Below are 25180 nucleotides of genomic sequence, written 5' to 3' on the forward strand. Positions count from 1 at the left end.
CCGCGCAGGGCGCCGACCTCGTCGACGTGGGCGGGGAGTCCACGCGGCCCGGGGCCGTGCGGGTCAGCGCCGAGGAGGAGGCCCACCGGGTCCTGCCCGTCGTGCGCGGCCTGCGCGCGGCGGGCGTCGTCGTCAGCGTCGACACCATGCGCGCCGGCCTCGCGCGCGCCGCCGTGGCGGCGGGCGCCGTGGTCGTCAACGACGTCTCGGGCGGCCTGGCCGACCCGGCGATGGCGGCCACGGTGGCGGAGCTGGCCGAGGCGGTCCCCGAGCTGCGCTACGTCCTGTCGCACTGGCGCGGGCACTCCGACGTCATGACCTCCCTCGCCCGCTACGACGACGTCGTCGCCGAGGTCGGCGCCGAGCTGACCACCCGCCTGGACGCGGTCCTGGCCGCCGGGGTGCCGCGCGAGCGCGTCGTCCTCGACCCGGGCCTGGGCTTCGCCAAGGTCGCCGTGCACGACTGGGCGCTGCTGCGCGCCCTGCCGCAGCTCGCCGGGCTCGGCTGCCCGCTGCTCGTCGGGGCCTCGCGCAAGCGGTTCGTCAGCGCGCTGCCGGCCGACCGCGACGACGCCACGGCGGCGATCTCCGCGCTCGCCGCCGCCGCCGGCGCGTGGGGCGTCCGGGTGCACGAGCCGCGGGCCTCGGCCGCGGCGGTCCGCGTCGCCGCCGCGTGGTCCGGCGCCGGTCAGGAGGTCCCCGCGTGAGCTCGCTCGACGCCGCCGGTCCCGTCCTCGACGCCGAGGGGCGGGTGCTCGACCGCATCGTCCTGCGCGGCCTGCGGGCCGTGGGGCACCACGGCGTCCTGGAGTCCGAGCGGGTGCTGGGCCAGCCGTTCGCCCTCGACGTGGCGCTCCACCTCGACGTCCGCGGCGCGGCCGCGACCGACGACCTCACGCAGACCGTGCACTACGGCGTCCTCGCGCAGGAGCTCGTCGACGTCCTCGCGGGGGAGCCGGTGGCCCTGCTGGAGCGCCTGGCCGAGCTCGTCGCCGCGCGCTGCCTGGCCGCGTCGCCGCTCGTGGCGGCCGTCGACGTCGTCGTGCACAAGCCGCACGCGCCGATCCCCGTGCCGTTCGACGACGTCGAGCTCGTCGTGCGCCGGGTGCGCGCGTGAGCCCCGTCGCCGCCGTCCTCGCCCTCGGCTCGAACCTGGGCGACCGCGCCGCGGTGCTCGCCTCCGCCGTCGCCGCGCTGGACGCGACCGACGGCATCGACGTCACGGCGGTGTCCGCCACGGTCGAGACCGACCCCGTGGGCGGCCCCGAGCAGCCGGACTTCCTCAACGCCGTCGTGCTGGTGGACACCACGCTCACCCCGCACGCCCTGCTGGACGCGTGCCAGCGCGTCGAGGCCGAGCACGGGCTGGACCGGAGCACCAAGGTGCACTGGGGGCCGCGCGTCCTCGACGTCGACGTCGTGACCTACGGCTCCCTCGTGGCCGCGGACGAGCGGCTCGTCGTGCCCCACCCGCGGGCCCACGAGCGCGCGTTCGTGCTGGCCCCGTGGGCGCAGGTCGACCCGGACGCGGTGCTCCCGGGCCCCGGCGGCGGCCGGGTCGCGGACCTCCTCGCCGTCGCGCCCGACGCGGCGGGTGTGCGGTGAGGCCCTCGCGCGCGGGTGCGCTCGCCGCGGTGGCGGTCGTCGTCGCGGCCCTGACGTGGTCGGCGCTGCGGATCTGGACCGCCCGCGGCGGCACGGAGCCGGAGCTCATGTGGCGCACCGTGCTGACCGTCGGGCTGCTCGCCGTCGCGGTGTTCGGCGTCGGCTGGCCCGTGCGGCAGTGGGTGCGCGGCGACCGGAGCCGCCGCATCGACGCCCTGCGCGCGGCCCGCACGGCCGCGCTGGCCAAGGCGTCCTCGTACGCGGGCGCGCTGCTGCTGGGGTTCTTCGCCGGCTACGTCGTGCACTTCGTCCCGACGGTCGAGATCGCCGCCCGCCGCAGCCAGCTCGTCCTGGGGCTCGCGGACCTCGTCGCCTCCGGCGTCCTGCTGGCCGCCGGCCTGCTCGTCGAGCGCTGGTGCCGCGTCCCGCCCGAGGACGACGACGACCGGGGTGCCCTGGCCCGCGGCTGACGGGCCGACCTCCGCCGCTCGTGACGGACCGTCACGAGTGATCTGCCGGGGCAGTGCGGACCTGGCACGATGGTCGGGCAACCAGGGAGGGCGACGACCCGGCTCCCGGTCGCTGCGGGCGGACCAGGCAGGCGACGGGAGACGGCGTGAGCGCACCAGCCGGCGGGCAGGTCCTCGACGTCGCGCACCTCTTCCGCGCGCTGCCCACCGCCTACCTGGTCGTGGACCCGGACCTCGTCATCGTCGAGGCCAACGAGGCGTACCTGGAGCTGCTGGGGCGCGAGCGCGGGGACCTGCTGGGGCGGTGGACGTTCGACGCCTTCCCGCCCGCCCCGGACAGCCTCGACGACCAGGGCCGCAACCCGCTGCAGCTGGCCTTCGAGGAAGCCCGCGACAGCGGGCGCACCGTGCCCCTGCCCCTGTTCGAGTACGCCGTGCGCGACCTCGCCACCGAGCAGGTGCTCACCCGGTTCTGGTCGCTGATCATCTGCCCCCTGACCTCCCCGGAGGGGGACGTCGTGGCGGTGCTGCAGCGGGTCGAGGACGTCACCGACTACGTCCTCGAGCGGCGGCAGGCCCGCGCGGACGTCCAGCTGGGCCGTGAGCGGGTGCAGGCGGTCGAGGGGGACCTCTACCGGCGGATGCAGGAGCTGCAGGTCGCCCAGGGCGAGCGGGAGCGGGCGGTGGCGCAGCTCGCGCGGTTGAGCGAGCTGGCCATGGCGCTGGCCGCGGCCGACACCGTCGCCGAGGTCGAGCGGACCGTCGTCCGGGCGGGTTCGCAGGTCCTGGGCGCGGAGAGCACCACGCTGGTCTCCCGCGCGGAGGAGGCCGGCAGGCCGGCGTGGCGCCTCAGCGACGGCGACGGCGGGTCGCCCGGGTCGGTCCCCCACGACAGCACCCTGCCGGTGTGCGAGACCGCCCGCGCGGGCCGCGGCCCGCACCGGCCCGGGACGTCCGGCCCGGACGGACCCACCGTCCGCGCCGTCCTCGGTCACGACGGTCGCCACCCCGTGACGGGCTCGGCCGAGGGGAGCGGGGACCGGGAGGAGTCGTGGTGGGTGGTGCTGCCGCTGACGACCGGTGAGCAGCGGCTCGGCTGCCTCGCCGTGAGCTGGAGCCGGGACCAGCGTCCCTCCGGCGTGCAGGAGGTGCTGCTGCAGGGCTTCGCCGCCCAGTGCGCGCAGACGCTGGCGCGCCTGGGGGCCCGGGAGGTCGAGCGCCGCGACGCGGCGGAGCACCGCCGGATGAGCGCGGCCCTGCAGCGGGCCCTGCTGACCAGCCCGCCCGAGTCCGAGCACACGCAGGTCGTCGTGCGCTACCAGCCGGCGGCCACGGCCGCGCAGGTCGGCGGCGACTGGTACGACGCGTTCGTGCAGCCCGGCGGGGCCACGGTCGTGGTCATCGGTGACGTCCTGGGGCACGACACCTTCGCCGCGGCCACCATGGGGCAGGTCCGCACGGTCCTGCGCACGATCGGGGTGCTCGACGACGAGTCGCCCGCGAGCGTCCTGACCAAGACCGACCGGGCCATGGCCCACCTGCAGCTCGGCACCACCGCCACCGCGATCGTGGCGCGGCTGGAGCAGGACCCGGACGAGCGCCGCGAGGGCCTGACGCAGCTGCGGTGGTCCAACGCCGGGCACCCGCCCGCGATGCTCCTGCACCCCGACGGCACGGTGGAGGTCGTCAGCACCGAGCACGCGGACCTGCTGCTGGGGGTCGTGCCCGACAGCGCGCGCCAGGAGACGGTCCACCTGCTCCCGCGGGAGGCGACGCTGCTGCTCTACACCGACGGCCTCGTCGAGCGCCGCGACCAGGACCTGCAGCAGGGGCTCGAGCTCCTGGCGCAGACGCTGCGCGAGCTCGGCGCGGACGGCCCGGACCTGGACACCCTGGTCGACCGGGTGCTGGCGCGCATGCTGCCGCCCCAGCCGGAGGACGACGTCGCGGTGATCGCCGTCCGCCTGCACCGCCAGGACCGTCCCCGCCCCGCGGCGGCCGGCCCGCAGCGGGATCCCGGGGACGTGCCGCCCGAAGCGGGGCCCTGACGGCCGGGGCGCCGCTCAGTCGTCGAAGACGCACCAGCAGAGGTGGTTGCGCCGCTCCTGGTCGCTGAGGACGAGCTCGACGAGGTGCGCGGGGAGCTGCCGGCGCTGCCAGTCCCGCTCGGCGCGCCCCCGCGCGGAGGCCCCGTCGGCCGGCGTCGCCGCCCGGACCGCCTTGATCGCGTAAGCCGCGGCGCCCAGGTCGTGCTCCGGGACGTGCGCGACGCACGCGGCCTGCCCGGCGGCGTACGCGGCCCACCGCGCCGCACCCCGCAGCGGCCGCGCCGCCCCCATGGCGTGCCCGCCGGCGGCGCGGGTCGCCGTCATCGTCCGCTCGCCGCGGGCCCAGGCGCGGGCGGCCTCGACCGCCTCCCGGGGACGCGGGTCCAGGGGGGCCACCTCCTCGAACAGCGGCAGCACGTGCTCGGCGCACGCGGCCGCCCACCGGGCGAGGGCGTGGTGGTCGTCGTCGGTGAGGGTGCCGCCCCGGCGCTCCGTCACGAGCCGCGGGTCCCGCACGGGCGGGAGGATCACGGGGAGGGCGGGCGGAGGCCCTCGACGACCGCGGTCACGGCGCTCTCGCGCCGGTCGGCGCCGGGGTCCTCGCCGCGGGCCCAGAGCGGGACGAGGACGGGGGCGTCGCCGGGCTCGCGCGCGGCCAGCAGCACCGTGCGCGGGTAGGCGCCGCGGAGCTCGAGGAGGGCGAGTCCCGGCACGGCACGGCGGACCGCCCCGACCACGGCGACCTCGGCCGCGTGGGCGTCGTCCGCCGCGCCCGGCCGGCTGCGGGCCAGGGCGGCGTCGAGGAGCGGGGTGAACTCGTCGTCGTCGCCCGCCCAGTCCTCCGCGAGGCGCAGCAGCTCCGCGTGCAGCGCGGGGTCGGCGAGGACGACCGCGGCCTCGAGCTCCAGGAGGGTGAGGTTCGTGCCGCTGCCCAGGCGGGCCAGCAGCGCCGTCCGCGCCCGGTCGTCGCCGGTCGAGGCCAGCGCCAGCATCGCCTCGGAGCGGACGTCGGGGTCGCGGTCGTCGAGCAGGACGACCAGGGCGTCGCGGACCGCCGGGGTGTCGGCCTCGACCTGGGCCAGGCCGAACGCCGCCCAGTCGCGGACCCGGGGCTCTTCGTCGCGGGTGAGGGCGACGAGCGCGTCGACGACCCGCCCGGTCAGGGCGCCGCCCGCCACCACGGCCCCACCGGGCAGGGCCCGCACCAGGGCGAGCCGGATCCGGGCGTCGGGGTGCGTGAGGGGCACGTGGTCCAGGAGCACGGCCGCGCTGTCCGGCTCCCAGACGTCGCCGAGGGCGTCGACCGCCGCCACGAGCGCGTCGGGGTCGTCGCCCGCGGCGAGCAGGGCCGCCTGCTCGGGGGTCAGGGCGACGTCCGGTAGAGGCCCGCCGCGTACTCCTCGCCGTAGTAGCGCTCGAGGTCGGCGACGTCGGCCTCGGGGCGCTCCAGCGCCTTGGCGATCGCGGCCCGCCCGGTCACGGCCGCGGGGTCCCAGGTCTCGGGCTTCCAGAGGTCCGAGCGCAGGAACGCCTTGGAGCAGTGGGAGAACACCTGCTCGACCTCGACGACGACGGCGAGCACCGGGCGGTGGCCCTGGACGACCATCCGGTCGAAGAACGGCGCGTCGCGCACCAGCCGGGCGCGGCCGTTGATGCGCAGCGTGTCCCCGCGGCCGGGCAGGAACGAGATCAGCCCGACGTGGGGGTTGGTGAGGATGTTGCAGAACCCGTCGACGCGGCGGTTCCCCGGCCGTTCCGGGATCGCGACCGTGGTGTCGTCCAGCACCAGGACGAAACCCGGGGGGTCACCCTTCGGGGACACGTCGCACGTGCCGTCGGCGCCGGCCGTGGCCAGCAGGCAGAACGGTGAGGCGGCCAGCCACTCGCGGTCCAGGTCGTGCAGCCGGGACCGCTCCTTGGCCAGCGCCGCCGGCATCGGCTCGCCCAGCAGCGCCCGCAGCTCGGCCTCGTCCGCGACGACGTCCAGCTGGTGGTCGGCTGTCCCCGTGCCCGCGGTGTCCACGGGCTCAGTCTGCACCCGGGGCCCGACGCGCGGCCGCGACCCGGCCGACGGCGCCGAGGAGGAGGTCGCGCGGGCCGGTGAGCCGCCGGGCGGTGCTCACGTCGTGCACCAGCCGCGACGCGCGGACCAGCCGGGCCGCGGGCCGCCGGCGCTCGGCGTCGTAGGCCGCGAGCGCCGACGCGACGTCGGGGGCCCCGCGCAGCTGCCGCGCCAGGGCGACCGCGTCGACGAGGGACTCGCACGCCCCGCGCCCGAGGTGGGGAGCCATGGCGTGGGCGGCGTCACCGACGAGCACCGTGCGGCCGCTGGAGGTGTGCGCCGGCGGGCGCACGTCGAGGAGCGGCCGCGCGTCGAGCGTGGCCTCCTCGAGGTCCTCGACGGTGTCCACGACCCCGCGGTGCCAGCCGGCGTAGACGCGGCGCAGCAGCTCCTTCGGGGAGGCGAGCTCCGCGGGGCCGGCCAGGTCGCTGCGGAAGCACGCGTAGACGTTGGTCCGCCCGTCCAGGCGGGCGGTCGTGCCGAACACGCGACCCGGGCCCCAGGTCTCGGCCAGCGCCGTCGCCGGTCCGGCGGCGACCCCGCGGACGGCGATCGTGCCGAGGGCGCGCGGCCGCCCCACCGCGGGGAACAGGTCGCGGCGCAGGACGCTGCCGACCCCGTCGGCCGCGACGACCACGTCGGCCGCCGGCAGGTCCGCCGCACCGGCGACGGGAGCACCCCAGCGCACGACGCCGTCGGGCAGCCCGTCGGCCAGCGCGGCGAGCAGGGCGGTGCGCTCGACGAGCCGCACGGCCGTCCGGGGCGTCACCCGCACGAGGACCCGGCCGTCGGGCCGCCGCAGCTCCCCGCCGGCCGCGACGGCGCTCCCGGTGCGGACGAGGTCGCCGAGCCCCAGCTCCTCCAGCGCCGCGAGGGCCTGCGGCCACATGCCGAGCGTCCACCCGGACGTCGGCGGACCGTCGGCGCGCTCCCGCACCTCGACGTCCCAGCCGCCCGCCAGCAGGCCCCGCGCCGTCGCCAGCCCGGCGATGCCCCCGCCCACGATGAGTGCGCGCCCTCGCATCCCGCGACGCTACTGCGCCGCCGTCGGGTCGCGGGGGAACGCTTCCGGCAGCACGCCAGACTGGGCGGGTGCCCACCAAGCAGAGCGCCGGGATCCTGCTGCACCGGACCGACCCGGCCGGAGGCGTCGAGGTGCTGCTCGGGCACATGGGCGGGCCGTTCTGGGCGCGCAAGGACGAGCGCGCCTGGTCGATCCCCAAGGGGGAACCCGAACCCGGCGAGGAGCTGTTCGCCACCGCGGTGCGGGAGTTCCAGGAGGAGCTGGGGGTTCCCGTGCCGACGGGGGAACCCGTTCCGTTGGGCGAGGTCCGCCAGTCCGGCGGCAAGGTCGTCACCGCGTGGGCGGTGCGCGGCGACCTCGACGCGGCCGCCGTGCGCAGCGGAACGTTCACCGTGGAGTGGCCGCCGCGGTCGGGCCGCCTGCAGGAGTTCCCCGAGATCGACCGCGCGGAGTGGTTCGCCCCCGACGTGGCGCGCCTGAAGCTCGTCGCCGGTCAGGTGGCCCTGCTCGATCGGCTGCTCGACCTGCTCCCTGAGGCGACCGCTCGCGACGCCTCCGGCTGAGCCGGGCGGCCACCGCCGTTCGGGTGACGGCCCGATCTCGCGCTCAGGTCGGCCGAGGGTGGACCCGATCTTCAGTGAGCACGCTCCCTCACTCACGGAAGAACCAGGAGCACCTCCCCATGTCCCACGCCCCCAAGACGACGCTACGGATGGCTGCCGTCTTCACCGGCTTCGCGCTCTCCGCCGGCATCGCGGTCCCCGCCTTCGCCGCCGCTCCCTCCGTCGCCCGCGCCGCCGCGCCCTCCGTGTTCCTGGTCGCCGCTGACCCGGCGCCGGCGCAGGTCGTCTCGCGCCTCTCCGTCGCCACCGGGGCGCAGGAGGGTGGCAACAAGATCCTCGTCTCGGGCACCGGCCTGGCCACCGTCGACGGCACCGACCCCACGAAGTTCGTGGCGGAGACCGTCAAGTTCGGCACGATCGACCCCAAGACCAAGGCCTTCACCCCGCTGTCGACCGTCGCTGACGCCGACGTCACGGCGCTCTCGACCGGGGCGCTCGAGGTCAAGGTGCCCGCGGCCACCGCCGCCACCGGCACGACCGCCGCGCAGCTCAAGGTCGTCGTCGTCGTCGGCGACGCGAAGGTCGGCCCCGCCTACACGTACGTGCAGGCCGCGCCGTCCACGAAGGTCCTGTCGGACACGGGGTACAGCTCCGACACCGGCAGCACCGGCTCCACCGTCACGGGTGAGGGCTTCGAGGTCACCGCCACGGGCAACCAGGTCGTCGTCGGCGGCAAGCCGGCCAAGGTCACCAAGGTCGAGGTCGCCGGGTCCGGGGACGACAAGCTGACGTTCAGCGCGCCCGCCGGGCTCGTCGGCGTGCAGGACGTCGTCGTCACCACCAAGGCCGGGTCCGCCTACGCCGGCTACGTCACCTTCGAGGCGACGACCCCCACGTTCTCCACCGACGTCAAGAGCGGCCTCACCACGCAGCCCACGACCGTCGCGGTGACGGGCGCCAACCTGGGTCTGGTCAAGACCGCCAGCTTCCAGTTCACGACCGGTGGCAAGACGGTCAACGTCCCCGTCGCCGTCACCCCGGTCAAGGACAAGGCGGGCGCGCTCACCGGCCTCAAGCTGGTCGTCCCCAAGTGGGACGCCAAGTACATCGCCTTCGCCGACGGTGACAAGGGCATCGAGGGCCACATCGTCCTCGGCACCGGCGTCGTCTCCACGACGGGCGGCGCCGACGACAAGTTCGAGTGGAAGATCCCCGTCCAGTCGACGGTGACGGACGCTGACCAGGTCGCCGACGTGAAGGTCGCGACCTCCACGAAGTACACGCTCACGGGCACCGACCTCACGGGCCTGGTCAACGTGGTCCTCACGCCCCAGGCGGACAGCAAGTTCGGCAAGACGGTCACGGTTCCCGCGACCGCGGTCACCGTCGTCGACGGCACCAGCGCGTCGTTCATCCTCCCGACCCTCCCCGCCGGCAAGTACGACGTGGTCGTCAAGACGCAGGCGGCGAAGAACTCGGACACGTACGTGCTCACGTCCGCCGGTCTCCCGACCACCCTGACCAAGGCGAGCTACGCGGAGGCCGTCACCGGGTCCAAGCCGGTGGACGCCACCGTCTCCCTGACGGGCACCAACTTCACGGGCAACCTCAAGGCGCGCGTCTACGCGGTCGGCGCTGACGACGCCGCGAAGGACGCGGCCACGGCCACGGCCGTCAAGGCCACGTCCCTCACGGCGGGAACGTTCACCCTCGCCGGCAACCTGGGCGCCGGTGACTACACGGTGGAGCTGAGCACCGACGGTGGCACGACGTGGACCGGTCCGACCGCGACCGTCAAGCTCGTGCAGACCCTCACCAAGGTCGGCTACACCAGCACGACCGGTGTCGTCACCCTCACGGGCACCGGCCTGACCAAGGCCACCGTGGCGCGCCTCTACAAGTCGGACACGGAGCCGGCGGACCTCGCCGACATCAAGGGCACCGCCATCACGACGACGGCCGCCACGGCCGGCTCGTTCACGGCCACGAAGGACCTCGGCGCCGGTGAGTACTCCGTCCAGGTCAGCCTCGACGGCAAGACCTGGTCGACCGCGACCAAGATCACGCTCATCGCGCCGCTGAAGCTCACGTCGGCCGCCTACGCCGACAAGAAGGTCACCCTGACGGGCGACAGCCTGAACACCGCCACCACGGTCAAGCTGTTCAAGGGCACGTTCGCGAGCTCGACCCAGGTGACCGGCACCTACGCCCCGGCGACGGGCATCTTCACGGTGCCCACCGCCCTGGCCGCCGGTGAGTACTTCGTCTCCGTCCAGGCGGGGACCGGCGCGACCCTCACCACGACCTTCACGGTCGCGTGAGGACTGCCTGATCTAGACAGCGCCGCCTGAGCACGCGGAAGGCCCCGACCACCCGGTCGGGGCCTTCCTGCGTCCCGGGTCCCGCCCACCGAGCGCCGCCGGCTCCCGCGGTCCGGCTCGCCGCGCAGGACGGTCCGGTCCGTCGTAGCGTGCGGAGCGGTCCGCCGTCGTGGCAGACGCACCCCTCGCCCGTGGAAGCTGCCGCGGGCCCACCCCGGAGGACCGCCCACGGTGCACGCGCTCGCGACCGCCCGCTCCCTCACGGTGTCCACGCCCCTGCCGGCGGCGGGACGCACCCGGGAGCGCTTCGAACTCCTGGCCCGCACCGCGGCCGACGACCTCACCACGGCCCGGGTCCTCGAGGCCCACCTGGATGCCGTGGCCATCCTCGCCGAGCACGGCACCCCGCCGTCCGCGCTGCCGCCCGGTTCCACGTGGGGCGTGTTCGCGGCCGAAGCCTCGGGCGTCCGCCTCGACGCCGTGCCCACCGCCGGCGGCGACTGGCTGCTCACCGGGACCAAGCCGTGGTGCTCGCTGGCCGGGCGCCTCTCCCACGCCCTCATCACCGCCCACACCGACGAGGGGCGCCGGCTGTTCCGGGTGGAGCTGGGCGACCCGGGCGTCGAGGTCCTGGAGGGCACCTGGGCGTCGCGGGGTCTGGTCGACGTCCCCAGCGGACCCGTGCGCTTCATGGCGGTGGCGGCCGAACCCGTCGGCGATGCCGGGTGGTACCTGCGCCGGCCGGGGTTCGCGCACGGGGGGACGGGCGTCGCGGCGTGCTGGTTCGGCGGCGCCGTCGGGGTCGCCCGCGCGCTGTCCGCCGGCACCCGCGAACCCGACCAGCTCGCGCTGTGGCACCGCGGCGCGGTCGACCTCGACCTCGACGTCGCCCGGCTGGCGCTGGAGGCCGCGGCTGACGCGATCGACGGCGGGCAGGCTGAGGGTGCCGCGGGGGAGCTGCTCGCCGCCCGCACCCGCGCCCACGTCGCGGGGGCCGCGGAACGGGTCCTCACGGCCGTCGGCCACGCCCTGGGGCCGGCCCCGCTCGCGCTGGACGCCGCGCACGCCGCCCGGGTCGCGGACCTCACGGTGTACCTGCGCCAGCACCACGCCGAGCGCGACGTGGCGGCCCTCGCCTCGATGCCGCGCACGACGACGGGGTGGCCCGCGTGAGCCTCCCCGCCCTCGACGGCACAGCCCTCGACGGCGCAGCCCTCGACGGGCCGGCCTTCACCCACGACGGCCCGGGCACCGCGGAGGCGTCGTGGCTCGCGTGGCCGGGGTTGCGCGACCTCCCCGCCGCCGGCGCGTCGAGCGTCACCCACCTGCTGCTCGTGGCCGCGCACCCCGACGACGAGACCCTGGGGGCGGGGGGACTGCTGGCGACCGCGGCGGCCGCCGGCGCCCGCGTCGACGTCGTGGTCGCCACCGACGGCGAGGGTTCGCACCCCGCCTCGACGACGCACACGGGGGCGGAGCTGGCCGGGGTGCGCGCCGACGAGGTCGAGCGGGCCGTCCACCTCCTCGCGCCGCAGGCCGCGCTGCACCTCCTGCACCTCGGCGACGGCGCCCTGACCGAGCACGTCGACGCCCTGACCGCGCACCTGCGCACCCTGGTCGGGCCGGGCTCCCTCGTCGTCGCGCCCTGGGCCGGTGACCGCCACCCCGACCACGAGGCCGCCGCGCACGCCGCCGCCGGGGCCGTCGAGGGCAGCGGGGCGCGCCTCTGGAACTACCCCGTGTGGGCCTGGCACTGGGCCCGGCCCGGTGGCCCCGAGGTCCCGTGGACGTCCGCCGTGCGACTCGACCTGGCCCCGGACGTGCTGCAGGGCAAGCTGACCGCTCTGGCCGAGCACACCAGTCAGGTCGCCCCGCTCTCGCCCGCGGCAGGCGACGAGGTGCTCCTGCCGGCCTCCGTCCTGGCCCACTTCACCCGCGGGTTCGAGGTGTTCCTCACCGACGGCCCGGCGGGCCGCGACAGCCTGGACGCGGCGTTCTTCGAAGAGTTCTACGCGGGCAACGGCGACGACCCGTGGGGTTTCGAGGACCGCTGGTACGAGCAGCGCAAGCGCGACCTGACGCTGGCCGTGCTGCCGCGCAGGAGGTTCCGTCGCGGTCTGGAGGTGGGCTGCAGCGCGGGGGTCGCCACGGTCGGCCTGGCCGAGCGGTGCGAGGAGCTGCTGGCCCTCGACGCGTCGCCGTCCGCGCTGGCCCTGGCCGCGGAGCGCTTGCGGGGCAGCGGGTCCCGCGTCGAGCTGCGCGAGGGCGTGGTGCCGCGGGACTGGCCCGCCGGGACGTTCGACCTCGTCGTGATGGCCGAGGTCGCCTACTACTGCGGCCCGGAGGACCTGCAGCAGCTGGCCGCCGCGGCCGTGGCGGCGCTGGCCCCGGACGGGGTGCTCGTGGCCTGCCACTGGCGTCACCTGGTCGAGGGCTACCCCAGCACCGGCGACGAGGTCCACCGCGTCCTGCGCGCCCAGCCCGGGGTGCAGGTCCTCGCCCACCACGAGGAGGAGGACTTCCTGCTGGACGTCCTCGTCCCCGCCCCGGCGGTCTCCGTCGCCCGCGCGGAGGGGCTCACCCCGTGACGGCCGGGTCGGCGCAACCTCGCCGGCCGGCGTCCGCCCGCGATCTCGTCCACGGCCGCGAGGCGGTCGAGCGCGTCCTCGTGGTCGTGCCCGCCCGCGACGAGGAGGCCCTCGTGGGGGCGTGCGTCGCGGCGGTGGTGGAGGCGGCCCGGCGGGTCGCCGTCGCGGTGGACGTGCTGGTGGTCGCCGACGGCTGCCGCGACGACACCGCGGCCGCCGCCCGCGCGGCCGGGGCCCGCGTCCTGGTCCCCGGCCCGGAACCCGTCGGGGTCGGGGCCGCGCGCGCCGCGGGGGTCGCCGAGGGCCTGCACCGCAGCGGCGCCGCGGGGACGTGGGTCGCGTGCACCGACGCGGACTCCCTCGTCCCGGCGTGCTGGCTGGCGCACCAGATGGAGCACGCCGCGGCCGGGGCCGACCTCGTCCTGGGCGTGGTCGACCTCCCGCCCGCCGGTGCCGGTGACCGCAATGCCCTGTGGCGCAGCCGGTACGCGGCCGGCATCCACGGCGCGACGCACCGGCACGTGCACGGCGCGAACCTCGGGGTCCGGGCCTCGACCTACCTGGCCGCGGGCGGTTTCGGGGCCCTCTCCGCGCACGAGGACACCCGGTTCGCGGAGTCCGTGGCGCGCCTGCGCGGAACCCGGGTCGTCTCGACCGTCGCCTGCCCCGTCGTCACGAGCGACCGCCGCGTGGGCCGGGCCCCGGCGGGGGTCGCGCACGACCTCCGCACCGCCTGAGCCGTCAGCCGACCCGCGGCTGGGTCCGCGCGAACTCCTCGACCTGCGTCAGGTCGACGATGCCCGCGTCGGAACCCAGCCCGGTGGCCACGAGGCTGCCGCACGCGAGGCCGCGCTCGGCGGCCGCGAGCTCGTCCAGCCCCGCCAGCAGGCCCGACACGAACCCGGCCGTGAAGGCGTCGCCGCAGCCGGTCGTGTCCACGACGTCGACCGCGAAGGCGGGCAGCACCGTCTCGGGGGACCCGTTGCGGGCCACGCTGACGCCCTCGCCGCCGAGGGTCAGCACGGTGCACCCGACGCCCTGCGCGTGCAGCCAGCGCACGATCTCCGCGCGGTCCTCGGTGCCGACCAGCCAGCCGGCCTCCTCGACGTTCGGGAGCAGGTAGTCGACGAACGGCAGGGACGGGGCGATGAGCTCCTGCGCGTCGGGGCGCGGGCTCATGAGGAAGTCGACGGTGGTCGTGACGCCGAGCCCCTTCACCCGCTGAAGGATCCGCGCCATCGGCGCCCCGTCGATCCCGGGCAGGATGAACGCGCCCCCGAGGTGGAACACGTCGGCCTGCGCGACGAGGTCCCACGGGACGTCGTCCTCCGTGAGGCCCGCGTTGGCGCCGATGACGTGCAGCGCAGGCCGGGAGCCGTCCGCGCGGATCGGCAGCAGGCTCGCCGACGTCTGGCGCTCCGGGTCGAGGAGGAGGTGCTCGACGTCGACGCCGTAGCCGGCCATCGTCGTCCGCACGAAACCCCCGATGGAGTCGTCGCCGATCCGGCCGACGGCGGCGACGTCGACGCCGAGCTTGGCGAGGTCGACCGCGGGCGCGGCGGCCGTCCCCGCGACCGTGAACTTGATCTGCTGCAGCATCGCCAGCTGCTGCCCCGGGGGCACGGCCGTGAACGGCCACCCCAGCGCGTCCGCGATGTGGGCTCCGAACGAGATGACCTGCGGCACGACGTCCTCCGGCGGCTGGTGGGGAGCGGAGGTCAGCGCCTGGCGGCCAGCAGGCCCAGCCCGATGGCGACGACGTCCTCCGCGACGGCACTCTGCCAGTCGGGCACGCGCTGCCCCGCCGAGGCGCGCCACGACGCGCCCGCGACCGACCCGGCGGCGGCGCCGGCGGCGCCGGCGAGCGCCGGCAGGAACCGCCGCGACCCCGCGCGGCCGGCCAGCACCGCCGCCCCACCGGCGCCGGCGAGCAGGCGCACCGGGAGCCCGCCGGCCGACAACCGGGACGGGGTGCCGGGCTGCTTGTCGACGACGACCTCCCCGCCGAGGGCGACGAGGCCGCCCACGGCCGCGGCGACGGAGGAACCCGTGAGCGCGGGCGCCGCGAGGCCGAGCGAGCTGCGGCCACCGACCGCCACGCCCAGCAGGGCGGCGCGGACGAGCAGCCCGGCCGAGGCGGGGACCGGCCGGTCGACGACGGCCGTCGAACCCCGCGGCGGCGAGGGTTCCAGCTGCCGCAGCGTCCAGTGCGTCGTGACGCCGTAGGCGAGGTGCGGCAGGGCGTCCGACAGCCAGTCCTGCGCGGTCCAGTCGCGCAGGTCCGTGACGCCGAGCGCGGCGGCCGGCAGGTCGGTGGCGGCCATGGCGGCCGCACCGGTCAGGACCCCGCCCACCCCGGCGGGCAGCCGGAGACCGGCGCGGCGCAGGACCCCGACGAGGGCGCCGACGCCGACCCCGGCGACCGTGCCGGACAGCGCGGCGTACGCCTCGCGGCGGTTGGCGGCCTCGGTGCGCGATCCGCCGATCCTCAGCCCGAGACGGTCGGCGAGGGCGTCGACGACGGCCCCCGGCATCCCCGAGGCGTCCCGGCCGCGCACGGCCATGTCGGCGTAGGTGACGGCGTTCAGGACGGTGGTGCCGACGGCGCCGGCGGCCAGTCCGGACACCAGGGCGGAGCGGTGAGGGGTGGTCGCGGGAGTCATCGGCCCATCCTCGGGCGTCAGCCCCCGAACCGCTCGGTGCGGACCCGCGCCGCGGGGTGCCCCGCGGCGACGAGCAGGTCCGCGACGACCTCCACGAACGGGGTGGGTCCGCAGACGTAGCAGGTGGGCCGCTGCGCGGCGGGGACCGTCGCAGCCGCGAGCAGGGCGGCGTCGAGGCGGCCCGGCGGGCGCGGGTCGCCCGGCGGCGCCTCGCGCGTCCACACCTCGGTCAGCGCGAACCCGGAGTCCTGCCCGGCCCGCTGCTCGAGCTCGTCGCGGTACATCGCGGCGGCCGGCGTCCGCGTGGACTGCAGCAGCCGCAGCGGGACCGGGCTGCCGAGGGCGGCGTGGGTGCGCACGACGGAGAGCAGGGGGACGACGCCCGAACCCCCGCCGACCAGCTGGACGGGGCCGCCGTCACGGTCGGGGTCCCACGTGAACCAGCCGCCCAGCGGGCCCGTCACCTCGAGCACGTCACCCGGGCGGACCTCCTCGACGAGGAACGGCGACACCTCGCCGTCGTCGAGGAGCTCGACGCCGATCTCGACGACCACCTCGTCGGCGGGCGCCAGCGCGGGCGACGCCAGCGAGTACGAGCGCACCGCCTGGTAGCCGTCGGGGGCCGTCAGGCGGACGTCGACGTGCTGCCCCGCAAGGCTTCCCGGCCAGTCGGGGACGCGCAGCGAGAGGGTCCGCGCGGTGGCCGTCTCGGCGCGGACGCCGACGACCTCCGAGGTGCGCCAGCCGCTCAGAGCGCGTACCTCTCCTCGCGCCACGGGTCGCCCGCCGGGTGGTACCCGGCGCGCTCCCAGAACCCGAGCTCCTCGGTGTGCGACAGCGTGATGCCCGAGACCCACTTCGCCGACTTCCACAGGTACAGGTGCGGCACCAGCAGCCGCGCGGGCCCGCCGTGGACCGGGTCCAGGGGGCGGCCGTCGTAGCCGTCGACGATCCAGGCGCGACCGCCGCGCAGGTCCGCGACGGGCAGGTTCGTGGTGTACCCGCCGTAGGAGTGCACCATCGCGTACGCGGCCGTCGTCTCGACGCGCTCCAGCAGGGTGTCGAGGGAGTACCCCGACCAGTGCGTGCCGAACTTCGACCACCGCGTGACGCAGTGCAGGTCGACCTCGACGCGCTCGCGCGGCAGGGCGTGCAGCCCGTTCCAGTCCCAGTGGTGGGAGCTGCCCGTCTCGGTGGTGACCGAGAACCGCCAGTCGTCCTGCTCCACGCGCGGCGTCGGCCCGGCGGACAGCACCGGGAACTCCTCCGTCACGTACTGCCCCGGGGGCAGGGCCGCCGCGGGTGCGCGCCGCCGCCCCGTGAAGCCCCGGGTCACCGGGCTGGGGGCGGGTCGCTGCTCGTCGTCCACGGTTCTCCGACCTCTCGATGGTGGCGCCAGCTCAGCCGGTGGCGGGGTCCGCCGTCAAGCCCCGCGGATCACGGGACGATCGCGTCGACGTAGCCGCCGTCGACGCGCACGGCCGCCCCGGTCGTCGCCGACGCCTGCTCCGAGGCGAGGTAGACGCACAGGTTCGCGATCTCCTCCGGCTCGATGAGGCGCTGCAGCAGGGACTGGGGCCGGTGCTCGCGCATGAACGCGCGCTGCGCCTCGTCCCACGGCAGCTCGTCACCGACGAGCTGGCGGACGAGGTCCTCGACGCCCCCGGTGTGCGTCGGCCCGGCCAGCACGCTGTTCACCGTCACGCCCGTGCCGGCGGCCACCTTGGCGAAACCCCGGTGGACCGCCAGCAGTGCCGTCTTCGTGACGCCGTAGTGGACCATCTCCACGGGCACCGCCACGGCGGAGTCGCTGGCGGTGTACTGGACCCGGCCCCAGCCGCGCGACGTCATACCCGGCAGGTAGTGCCGCGTCAGGCGCACGGCCGTGAGCACGTTCGTCTCGAAGTAGCGCCGCCACTCGTCGTCGCTGATCTCCAGGGCCGGGACCGCCCCGAAGACGCCGAGGTTGTTGACCAGGACGTCGACGTCGGGGACCTGCGCGACGAGCCGGGCGTGGCCCTCGTCGGTCGTGATGTCGGCGGCCACGAACGACACCTCCCCGTCGAGGGTCGCGGCCGCGGCGGCCAGGCGGTCCTCGCGGCGCCCGGTCAGCACCACGCGGGCGCCCGCGGCGGCGAGACCCGCCCCGATGGCCAGGCCGATGCCCTGCGAGGAGCCGGTGACGAGCGCGGTCCTGCCGCTGAGGTCGATGAGCACGGCGCGAGTCTGCTCCCTGCGCGCCCAGGACACCTGCGCGGACGTGACACCCGGAGGGAGGTGACACCCGAGGGAGCTGGCGCGTCAGGAGGGTGTGGTCCGCTGGGGGCCGGAGGAGGCGGGCGACGTGGACGAGCACCAGCAGGGCCGGGACGACGACGCGGTCGGGCGGGCACTGCGCACCCTGGCGCGCTCGGGGCCGCCGGCGGACGCCGCGGCGCTGGTGGCGGGGGCGCGCTCGCGGGCCCGGACGCTGCGGCGCCGGCGGCGCGTCGCCGCCGGGATCGTCGCGGTCGTGGCCCTGGCCGTCCCCGTCGGCGTCTCGCAGCTGACGCCGGACGCCGCGCCCCGCCGCACGGTCGTCGCCTCGCCGGCCCCGTCGCCCGTGGTCGTGACCGAGGACGACCTGCTCACCGGCGCGTCCATCGCCGGGGTGCTGCCGGGCGCCGTGCGCGACCGCGCGGCCGACGTCGTCGAGACCGCGGGCGCCGACGTCGTCGGGGGCGTCTGCCGCGACCTGCCGCTCCCCGCGGGCCCGCGCCTGCTCGCGGGGCGGACGGCGACGTGGAACGAACCCCTGGACCCCACGCGGGTGGGGCAGCCGTCGCTGCGCGAGACCGTGCGGGTGTTCGAGGGTTCCGGGGCTCAGGCGTACCTGGAGTTCGCGAAGGCGCAGGCGCAGGCGTGCGCGGGGCAGAGCGCGGAGAGCGGGCCCTGGACGGTGGACGACCAGATCACCGACGGCGTCGAGGTGCAGGCCTACGCCCTCCTCCAGGCTGCACCGCAGGCGTTCTGGACCGTGCGGGTCGTGGACGCCCGCGGGCCGGTCGTCGTCGACCTGCAGCTCAGCGCCTTCGCCGGCGACCCCCGCGACCTCCTCCTCGGCCAGGTGAGCGGGTTGGCCACGGCGGCGCTGGAGCAGAACGCCGGGGCCGTGGGATGAGCGGGCGGGGGCTGAGCTTCGAGGAGTTCGTCGCGCTGCGCGGCACGGCGCTGCTGCGCCTGGCCCGCGGCCTGCTGCGCGACCCCGACACCGCCGAGGACGTCGTGCAGGACGTCCTCGCCAAGGCCCTGCTGAGGTGGGGCCGCGTGAGTTCCGCCGACGACCCGGTGGCCTACGTCAACCGCATGGTGGTCAACGCCTGCACGTCGTTCTGGCGCCGGGCCGCGCGGCGCGAGCAGCCCGTGGACGCCGAGCGGTTCCCGGACGCGGGCCGTCCCGACGCGAGCGGCCGGCTCGCCGACCGCGACGAGCTGCTCGTCGCCCTGCGGCAGCTGCCGCCCCGCCAGCGGACGGTGCTCGTGCTGCGCTACTTCGAGGACTGCTCCGACGAGCAGATCGCGGACCTGCTCGACTCCAGCCGCACCGCGGTGCGCAGCAACGCCTCCCGCGGGCTGGACTCGCTGCGCCGGGTCATGGGGGTCCCGTCTCCGAGCCGTTGAGGTTCGAACTGCCGAGGTTCGAACTGCCGAGGTTCGAGCCGTCGGGGTCCGCGCCGCCGGAGCGCAGCGCGGTGTGCACGACGTCGGGGGTCAGGACGCCGACGTAGGTCAGGCCGTCGAGGACGGGGACCCAGCGCAGGTCCTGCCCGAGCAGGACGGAGAACGCCGTGCGCAGCGTCTCCGAGCGCTGCACGGTCGCGCCGAACGCCTGGATCCAGTCCTCCACGCGCCCGTTCGCGTCGCCGCGGCGCATGGCCTGCGTCAGCGAGCGCCGCGTCACCCAGCCGAGGAGGGCGTCGGTGTCGGCGTCGCGCACGATGCCCCACGAGCGGTGGTCGAGCTCGAGCGCCGTCGCGGCGTAGCCGACACCGTCGCCGGGCGCCAGCAGCGTGGGCTGGTCGAGGTCCTCGACCCGCAGGGGGGTGACGGCGAGCCGGCGCAGCCCGCGGTCGGAGCCGATGAACTCCAGCACGAAGGGGTTGGCGGGCGCGGACAGCAGGGTCCCCGGGTCGCCGACCTGCTCGAGGACCCCGCCCGCGGAGAACACCGCGATGCGGTCGGCGAGGTTCACGGCCTCGTCGAGGTCCTCCGTGGCCAGGAGCACGGTCATCCGGCGGGCCTCCTGCACGCGGCGCAGGTCGGCCTGCAGGCGCAGCCGCTCGGCGGGGTCGACGTCGCCGAACGGGTCGTCGAGCAGCAGGACCGCGGGGCCCGCGGCGATCGCGCGGGCCGTCGCGACGCGCTGCTGGTCGTCGCGGCCGAGCTCGGAGGGCAGCCGGTCGCCCGCGGCCCACGGGTCGAGGCCGGTGAGCTCCAGCGCCTCGTCGGCGCAGCGGCGGGCGGCCGCGTCGTCGAAGCCCTGCAGCGCGGGCACGGTCGCGGCGGCCGCGCGCGCGCTCTGGTGCGGCAGCAGCCCGCCGGGGCGCGCGACGAACCCCGTGCCCCGGCGCAGCTGCACGGCGTCCGTGCCCGCGACGTCGCGGCCGTCGACGAGCACCGACCCGGACGCGGCCGCCACGAGCCGGTTCACGAGCCGCAGCACGGTGGCCGTCCCGCACCCGGGCGGGCCGACGAGGGCCAGCAGCTCACCGCGCCGGACGTCGAGGGAGAGGCCGCGGACGGGGTCGACGCCGTCGCCGGGGCGGGACGTCACCTCGTCCAGACGGATGACGACGTCGCCGGTAGCGTCGTGGCCCGAAGTGACGTCTTCAACACCGAACGTGACATCCAGGGGAGGGCCGGACCCATCTCCGCTCATCTGCGCAGCCTCGCCGAGAGCTGTCCGGGCCGCAACGACTGGGTCTGCGGACCCGCGCTGCGCGCCGCGCGCCCCGACCTCGTCGCGGGCCTGGCCGAGCACGCCGTGCTCGCCGCCGCGGCCGTCGCCGGGGCCGTCGTCGTGGCCCTGCCCGTGGTGCTGCTGACCCGACGGCTGCGCCCGGTGCGGGCGCTCGGGCGCGGGGCCGGGGGCGTTCTGGCGGCGCTGCCGCTGCTCGCGCTCGTGGCGGGGACGGTCGCGCTGACCGGCCGGTCGGCGCTGGCCGTCGTGCTCCCCGTCGGGCTCACCTGCACCGTCCTGCTCGTGCAGGCGCTCGCGGCCGGGCTGGCCGCGGTGCCCGCCGCGGTCGTGGAGTCGGCGCGGGCGGCGGGCTTCGCCGGCGCGGCGCTGCTGGTGCGGGTGGAGCTGCGGACCGCGCTGCCCCAGCTCGTGGGCGGGCTGCGCTCGGCCGTGGCCGCGGCCGTCTCGCTCACCACGGCCGGCGCCGTCCTGGGGCACGGCGGTCTGGGCGACGTCCTCGTGCGGGGCGTGCGCGAGGGCGCGCGCACCGAGGTCCTGGCCGCCGCCGCCCTCGTGGTCCTGCTGGCGCTGGTGCCCGACCTGGTCCTGCGCGCGCTCCAGCGGCGGGCCGCCCCGCGGGCGCGGGCCCGGGTCCCGGTGGCCGCTTGAGCCCCGGCCTGCTCGACGACCTCCTCGCCCACCTCGGCGTCGCGGGGCTCGCCCTCGCGCTGGCCTGCGTCCTGGCCCTGCCGGCCGCCGTCGTCCGGGGCCACCGCCGCCACGGGGTCCCCGCGCGGAACCGGCCCGGGGTGGTGCCCGTCCTGGCGCTCGCGGCCGTGCTGCTCCTGCTGCCCCCGCCGCTGGGCGGCGGTGCCCCGGCCGTCGTCGTCGCGGTCGGCGTCCTGTGCGCGCCGCCGCTGTTCTCCGCGGCCGTCGCCGCGCTCTCGGTGGTCGAGCCCGCGGCCGTCGAGGCGGTGCGGGCCGCGGGCGCCGGCGAGCGCCAGGTGGTGCGCGACGTCGAGCTGGTGCTGGCCGGGCCCGCGCTGGCCGCGGCGGTGCGCCGGGCGGCGGTCCAGGCGATCGGCGGCACCGCGCTCGCGGGCCTGCTCGGCGGCCCCGGGCTCGGTGCGGCGATCGCCGCGGGACTCGCGGGTCCGGACCCCGCCCGGGCCCTGCCGGCGGCCGCGGCCCTGGCCCTCGCGGGCCTGGTCAGCGCCGCCCTGCTGGCGCTGGTGCAGCGCGCCGCGGACCCCCTGCGGCGGGGGCGGCGCGCCCTGCCCCGCCGCACCCCCGTCCCCCTGCCCTGAGCCGGGCCCCTCTGGCACTGTGGGTGCCGTGAGCACCGACGCCGGGGAACCCTTCGACCCGCAGGGGGTGACGTGGCAGCGCGTCTCGCCGCGGCTCACCACCGCCCGGCGCACGGTGCTCGCCGCCACCCACCTCCCGGTCGTCGTCGTCGCGGTCGTCCTCGCGGCCCTGCTGACCTGGTGGATCGTGCTCGCCGCCGTCGTCGCCCTGGCGCTGCTGGCCTGGCAGTGGTGGCTCGTGGGCCGGCAGGTCCCCGCGTGGGGCTACGCCGAGCGCGACGACGACCTGCTGGTCCGCCACGGGCTGCTGTTCCGCTCCCTCGTCGTCGTCCCTTACGGGCGCCTGCAGTTCGTCGACGTCGAGGCCGGCCCCGTCGACCGCCGCTTCGGCGTCGCCACCGTCCAGCTGCACACCGCCTCGCCCGGCACCGACGCCGCGATCCCCGGCCTGCCCCCCGAGGAGGCGGCCCGGCTGCGCGACCGCCTCGCCGCGCGCGGGGAAGCCCGCCTGGCGGGCCTGTGACCAGCGAGGCGGCCGACAGCGAGGTCCAGCAGGTCCTCGCGGACCCGGGCTGGCGGCGGCTGCACCCCGTCACGCCGGTCCTGCGCGCCTGGAAGGTCGTCGCCGTCGTCCTCGTCGTCGTGGCCCAGCAGGGCCTCGACAACCTGCTGCAGGCCAACCTGCCCGGCTGGATCCTCCTGCTGGGCGTGCTCGGTGGGCTGGTGGTCGTCGGGATCGTGACCGCCGTCTACTCGGCCATCGCCTGGCGCCGCACCCGCTACCGGATCGACGCCGACGCCGTCCACATCGAGCAGGGCGTCCTCTGGCGCCGCCAGCGCCAGGCCCAGCTGGACCGGCTGCAGGCCGTGGACCTCGTGCGCCCGCTGCTCGGGCGGCTCTTCGGCCTCGCGGAGCTGCGCCTGGAGGTGGCCGGCGGGGCCGGCAGCAAGATCTCGCTGGCCTACCTCAAGGAGGAGGAGGCGCAGCGGGTGCGCAACGCCCTGCTCGCCGCCGCGGCCGGGGTGCGCTTCGCCGAGGGGGAGGTGGTCGCCGAGGCGCCGCAGCGCGCGGTGGTCGAGGTCCCCGTCCCGCGCCTGCTGCTGTCGACCCTGCTCTCCGGCCTGACCATCGCCGTCCTCGTCGTGCTCGCGGGCTGCGTCGTCACGGTCGTGCTGACGCGCAGCGTCGCGCCGCTGGCGGGCATGGCGCCCGGCGTCCTCGGCCTCGCGGCCGGCTTCTGGGCCCGCTTCAACAACGCGTTCGGCTTCACCGTCGCCGAGAGCCCCGACGGGCTCCGCCTCAAGCACGGCCTCCTGGAGCAGCGCTCGCAGACCGTGCCGCCGGGCCGCGTGCAGGCCCTGCGGATCTCGCAGCCGCTGCTGTGGCGCCGGGCGGACTGGTGGCGCGTGCACGTCAACGTGGCCGGGTACGGCGGCGAGGAGGGCAGCGGCGACGACTGCACGGTCGTCCTGCCGGTCGGCACGCGCGAGGAGCTGGCCCGTCTGCTGCTCGTCGTCCTGCCCGACCTGGGCACCGGCACCGAGTCGCCGCTGGACGTCGTCGGCAGCGGCCTCACCGGCACCGGCACCGACGGCGGCTTCACGGCATCCCCGCGCGCGTCGCGGCGGCTGGACCCCATCGCATGGCGCCGCCACGGCTTCCGCATCACCGACCGCGCGTTCCTCGCGCGCAGCGGCCGCGTCCTGCGCCGCCTCGACGTCGTCCCGCACGAGCGCACCCAGAGCCTCGCCGTCGAGCAGGGCCCCCTGCAGCGCCGCCTCGGCCTGGCCAGCGTCGCGCTGCACTCCACTCCGGGGCCGGTCTCCCCGCGCGTGGACCACCTCGACACGGCGACGGCCGCGGCGCTGCTCGCGGAGCAGTCCGTGCGGGCGCGCGCCGCCCGGGCCGCGGCCGGGCCGGAGCGCTGGATGGCCCGCGGCGACTAGCCGTCCGGCCGCCCGGGGCCCGTCGCCGCGCCTGGCCGCGTCGAGGGGCGAGGCCGCCCGGGCGCTGCCGGGACCTCACGATCCGCCCGGCGCTCCGTCTACCAGGACCAGGGCGACGGCCTCCTCGACGAGTTCCCCGCCCTGGCCGGGGGACACGCGGCCCGAGGTGATGAGGGCCGCGATCCCTTGCAGTGCAGCGACGAAGAACAGCTTGGTGCGTTCCGGGTCCGTGCCCCGGAAGTGCCCCGCCCGGAAGTCCGCGTCGAACATCGCGCCGAACGCCGAGAACAGGCGGGCCGCGGCGGCCTGGACCGCCGGCGGCGCGCCCGCGCCCTTCGTCGAGAACATCAGCTCCATCAGCGCCGCGTCGCTCACCGCGAAGTCGACGTACGCGGTCGCGACGGCGTGCACCCGCGCGACCAGTGTCCCGGCCGGCGCGGCCCCCGCCTCGGCGACGGCATCGGCCAGGCGCGCGAAACCCCGCTCGGCGAGCGCGTCGAGCAGGGCCTGGCGGTCGATGAAGTGGCTGCGGGGGGCGCCGTGGCTCACGCCCGCCTGCCGGGCCAGGTCGCGCAGCGAGAGGTCGTCGACGGTGCCCTCGCGCAGGGTGCGCTCCGCGGCGTCGAGCAGCACGGCGCGGAGGTTCCCGTGGTGGTGGAACGGCGGCGGCGTCACCCGCGGAGGCTACCGCGGAGCTAGACGTTGACTAGTTACTAGACACCGCCTAGTCTCTCGTCGTGCCCTCCTCCCCGACCTCCCCCCGCGACCTGTCCGGACGCACCGCGATCGTCACGGGCGCGAGCAGCGGGATCGGCGCCGCCACCGCGACGGCGCTCGCCGCCCGCGGTGCCCGCGTCGTGCTCGCCGTCCGCAACCCCGACAAGGGCGCCCGCGCGGCCCGCGCCATGACGGGCGACGTCGAGGTCCGGACCCTCGACCTCGCCGACCTCGCCTCGGTCCGCGCCTTCGCGGCCGGCTGGACGGACCCGCTCGACCTGCTGATCAACAACGCGGGCGTCTCCGTGCCCGACCTGCAGCGGACCGCCGACGGCTTCGAGCTGCAGCTCGGCACCAACCACCTGGGGCCGTTCGCCCTGACGAACCTGCTGCTGCCCCGCATCACCGGGCGCGTCGTGACGCTGTCCTCCCAGGCCGAGCGGATGGGCCGGCTCGACCTCGACGACCTGGCCCACGAGCGCACGCCGTACCGGGAGTCGCGGGTCTACGCGACGTCGAAGCTCGCCAACCTCCTCTTCACGGCCGAGCTGCAGCGCCGCCTGACCGCGGTCGGCTCACCCGTCCTGGCCGCGGCCGCGCACCCGGGCTTCGTCGCCACGGGCATGACCGGCGCGAGCAGTGGAGCGGTGAACCGGCTCGCCGTCCGCTTCCTGGCGCAGGCCCCGGAGCAGGGCGCGCTGCCCGTGCTGCTGGCCGCCACGGGCGACGTGCCCCCGGGCGCCTTCACCGGCCCGGAGCACGCGATGCACATGCGTGGCGGCGCCCAGCTCATCGGCCGCTCGAAGCAGGCGCGCGACGCCGGCCTCGCCCGCCGCCTGTGGGACGTCTCGGAGGAGCTCACCGGTGTCCGCTCCACGATCTGAGGAGGAGGGGACCCCGCGGCGCCGGAGCACGCGCTGCGCCCT

At 76.9% G+C, this 25180-nt stretch carries 28 protein-coding genes; 17 read left to right on the forward strand and 11 right to left on the reverse strand.

The features are described from left to right. The 5 genes from folP to F1544_RS26395 all read left to right on the forward strand — a co-directional run. A partial coding sequence (gene folP / locus F1544_RS13860) for a dihydropteroate synthase (RefSeq protein ID WP_167586334.1) occupies positions 1-707 on the forward strand: 707 nt, incomplete at its 5' end. Continuing rightward, positions 704-1117, forward strand: a complete 414-nt coding sequence (folB, locus tag F1544_RS13865) for a dihydroneopterin aldolase (protein ID WP_167586336.1) — start codon at positions 704-706, stop codon at positions 1115-1117. The genes folP and folB, both read left to right, overlap by 4 nt. Further along, positions 1114-1605 (forward strand): 2-amino-4-hydroxy-6-hydroxymethyldihydropteridine diphosphokinase, encoded by a 492-nt coding sequence (folK, locus tag F1544_RS13870; RefSeq protein WP_167586338.1) that lies wholly within the window; start codon positions 1114-1116, stop codon positions 1603-1605. The genes folB and folK overlap by 4 nt, the downstream gene beginning before the upstream one ends. Then, on the forward strand, positions 1602-2075 hold the full coding sequence (locus F1544_RS13875; RefSeq protein ID WP_167586340.1) for a DUF3180 domain-containing protein: 474 nt from the start codon (positions 1602-1604) through the stop codon (positions 2073-2075). Before folK ends, F1544_RS13875 begins: the two co-directional genes overlap by 4 nt. A gap of 146 nt (positions 2076-2221) precedes the next feature. Beyond that, entirely contained in the window at positions 2222-4123 is a 1902-nt protein-coding gene (locus tag F1544_RS26395) for a SpoIIE family protein phosphatase (RefSeq protein WP_167586342.1), read from the forward strand. 15 nt (positions 4124-4138) lie between these two features. Here F1544_RS26395 and F1544_RS13885 read toward each other — a convergent pair whose 3' ends face one another. From F1544_RS13885 to F1544_RS13900, 4 genes are read right to left on the reverse strand one after another with little or no spacing between them, the layout of a single operon-like run. Beyond that, a complete protein-coding gene (locus tag F1544_RS13885; protein ID WP_167586344.1) occupies positions 4139-4654 on the reverse strand; it encodes a putative immunity protein in 516 nt (171 codons plus the stop codon). Next, positions 4651-5436: a HEAT repeat domain-containing protein gene (locus F1544_RS13890; protein WP_167586346.1), complete on the reverse strand. Its 786-nt coding sequence runs from the start codon at positions 5434-5436 to the stop codon at positions 4651-4653. The genes F1544_RS13885 and F1544_RS13890 overlap by 4 nt, the downstream gene beginning before the upstream one ends. A 50-nt stretch (positions 5437-5486) precedes the next feature. After that, positions 5487-6146: a pyridoxamine 5'-phosphate oxidase family protein gene (locus F1544_RS13895; protein WP_308470069.1), complete on the reverse strand. Its 660-nt coding sequence runs from the start codon at positions 6144-6146 to the stop codon at positions 5487-5489. A gap of 4 nt (positions 6147-6150) precedes the next feature. Further along, positions 6151-7209: an FAD-dependent oxidoreductase gene (locus tag F1544_RS13900; RefSeq protein WP_167586348.1), complete on the reverse strand. Its 1059-nt coding sequence runs from the start codon at positions 7207-7209 to the stop codon at positions 6151-6153. Between the two features lie 68 nt (positions 7210-7277). Here F1544_RS13900 and F1544_RS13905 point away from each other — a divergent pair, with 68 nt between their 5' ends. From F1544_RS13905 to F1544_RS13925, 5 genes are all read left to right on the forward strand, one after another. Then, positions 7278-7772 (forward strand): NUDIX hydrolase, encoded by a 495-nt coding sequence (locus tag F1544_RS13905; RefSeq protein ID WP_167586350.1) that lies wholly within the window; start codon positions 7278-7280, stop codon positions 7770-7772. Positions 7773-7891: 119 nt separating this feature from the next. Beyond that, positions 7892-10093 carry an IPT/TIG domain-containing protein gene (locus tag F1544_RS13910; RefSeq protein ID WP_167586352.1) on the forward strand — a complete coding sequence of 734 codons (2202 nt, stop codon included), beginning with the start codon at positions 7892-7894 and terminating at the stop codon, positions 10091-10093. A gap of 231 nt (positions 10094-10324) precedes the next feature. After that, complete coding sequence (locus tag F1544_RS13915; RefSeq protein ID WP_167586353.1) at positions 10325-11266, forward strand: acyl-CoA dehydrogenase family protein; 942 nt, start codon at positions 10325-10327, stop codon at positions 11264-11266. Next, positions 11263-12681 (forward strand): PIG-L family deacetylase, encoded by a 1419-nt coding sequence (locus tag F1544_RS13920; protein ID WP_167586355.1) that lies wholly within the window; start codon positions 11263-11265, stop codon positions 12679-12681. Before F1544_RS13915 ends, F1544_RS13920 begins: the two co-directional genes overlap by 4 nt. Next, positions 12678-13418: a glycosyltransferase gene (locus tag F1544_RS13925; RefSeq protein ID WP_208971885.1), complete on the forward strand. Its 741-nt coding sequence runs from the start codon at positions 12678-12680 to the stop codon at positions 13416-13418. Before F1544_RS13920 ends, F1544_RS13925 begins: the two co-directional genes overlap by 4 nt. A 4-nt stretch (positions 13419-13422) precedes the next feature. Here F1544_RS13925 and F1544_RS13930 read toward each other — a convergent pair whose 3' ends face one another. The 5 genes from F1544_RS13930 to F1544_RS13950 all read right to left on the reverse strand — a co-directional run bounded on the left by F1544_RS13930 (position 13423) and on the right by F1544_RS13950 (position 17561). Further along, positions 13423-14367, reverse strand: a complete 945-nt coding sequence (locus tag F1544_RS13930) for a carbohydrate kinase family protein (RefSeq protein WP_167586357.1) — start codon at positions 14365-14367, stop codon at positions 13423-13425. A gap of 32 nt (positions 14368-14399) precedes the next feature. Then, positions 14400-15344 carry a hypothetical protein gene (locus tag F1544_RS13935; protein ID WP_167586359.1) on the reverse strand — a complete coding sequence of 315 codons (945 nt, stop codon included), beginning with the start codon at positions 15342-15344 and terminating at the stop codon, positions 14400-14402. A gap of 17 nt (positions 15345-15361) precedes the next feature. Next, positions 15362-16120, reverse strand: a complete 759-nt coding sequence (locus F1544_RS13940) for an FAD-binding oxidoreductase (RefSeq protein ID WP_208971862.1) — start codon at positions 16118-16120, stop codon at positions 15362-15364. Then, entirely contained in the window at positions 16093-16713 is a 621-nt protein-coding gene (locus F1544_RS13945; protein ID WP_308470070.1) for a molybdopterin-dependent oxidoreductase, read from the reverse strand. The genes F1544_RS13940 and F1544_RS13945 overlap by 28 nt, the downstream gene beginning before the upstream one ends. Positions 16714-16781: 68 nt before the next feature. Then, positions 16782-17561, reverse strand: coding sequence for an SDR family NAD(P)-dependent oxidoreductase (locus F1544_RS13950; protein WP_167586360.1), 780 nt, complete (start codon positions 17559-17561; stop codon positions 16782-16784). A 127-nt stretch (positions 17562-17688) separates the two neighbouring features. Between F1544_RS13950 and F1544_RS13955 the strand changes: the two genes are divergently transcribed. Both F1544_RS13955 and F1544_RS13960 read left to right on the forward strand, forming a co-directional pair. Next, positions 17689-18504 (forward strand): sensor domain-containing protein, encoded by an 816-nt coding sequence (locus F1544_RS13955; RefSeq protein ID WP_167586361.1) that lies wholly within the window; start codon positions 17689-17691, stop codon positions 18502-18504. Continuing rightward, on the forward strand, positions 18501-19004 hold the full coding sequence (locus tag F1544_RS13960; RefSeq protein WP_208971863.1) for a SigE family RNA polymerase sigma factor: 504 nt from the start codon (positions 18501-18503) through the stop codon (positions 19002-19004). Before F1544_RS13955 ends, F1544_RS13960 begins: the two co-directional genes overlap by 4 nt. Here the strand turns inward: F1544_RS13960 and F1544_RS13965 are convergent. Then, positions 18976-20157, reverse strand: a complete 1182-nt coding sequence (locus F1544_RS13965) for an ATP-binding cassette domain-containing protein (protein ID WP_308470071.1) — start codon at positions 20155-20157, stop codon at positions 18976-18978. The two genes, F1544_RS13960 and F1544_RS13965, sit on opposite strands and share 29 nt — an antisense overlap. Before the next feature lie 36 nt (positions 20158-20193). On the opposite strand from F1544_RS13965, the gene F1544_RS24590 reads away from it, so the two are divergent. The 4 genes from F1544_RS24590 to F1544_RS13985 are packed head-to-tail and all read left to right on the forward strand — an operon-like array spanning position 20194 to position 23537. After that, a complete protein-coding gene (locus tag F1544_RS24590) occupies positions 20194-20952 on the forward strand; it encodes an ABC transporter permease subunit (protein WP_167586364.1) in 759 nt (252 codons plus the stop codon). Beyond that, complete coding sequence (locus F1544_RS13975) at positions 20949-21590, forward strand: ABC transporter permease subunit (RefSeq protein ID WP_167586366.1); 642 nt, start codon at positions 20949-20951, stop codon at positions 21588-21590. Before F1544_RS24590 ends, F1544_RS13975 begins: the two co-directional genes overlap by 4 nt. 28 nt (positions 21591-21618) lie before the next feature. Beyond that, complete coding sequence (locus F1544_RS26400) at positions 21619-22113, forward strand: PH domain-containing protein (protein ID WP_308470072.1); 495 nt, start codon at positions 21619-21621, stop codon at positions 22111-22113. After that, entirely contained in the window at positions 22110-23537 is a 1428-nt protein-coding gene (locus tag F1544_RS13985) for a PH domain-containing protein (protein ID WP_167586372.1), read from the forward strand. The genes F1544_RS26400 and F1544_RS13985 overlap by 4 nt, the downstream gene beginning before the upstream one ends. Positions 23538-23612: 75 nt before the next feature. On the opposite strand, the gene F1544_RS13990 is transcribed toward F1544_RS13985, so the two are convergent. Continuing rightward, a complete protein-coding gene (locus tag F1544_RS13990) occupies positions 23613-24212 on the reverse strand; it encodes a TetR/AcrR family transcriptional regulator (RefSeq protein WP_167586374.1) in 600 nt (199 codons plus the stop codon). Between the two features lie 62 nt (positions 24213-24274). Here F1544_RS13990 and F1544_RS13995 point away from each other — a divergent pair, with 62 nt between their 5' ends. Next, complete coding sequence (locus F1544_RS13995; RefSeq protein ID WP_308470073.1) at positions 24275-25138, forward strand: oxidoreductase; 864 nt, start codon at positions 24275-24277, stop codon at positions 25136-25138. Positions 25139-25180: the final 42 nt, after the last annotated feature.

Origin of the sequence: Kineococcus rubinsiae (genome assembly GCF_011839805.1) — a bacterium.
Classification (GTDB): domain Bacteria; phylum Actinomycetota; class Actinomycetes; order Actinomycetales; family Kineococcaceae; genus Kineococcus; species Kineococcus rubinsiae.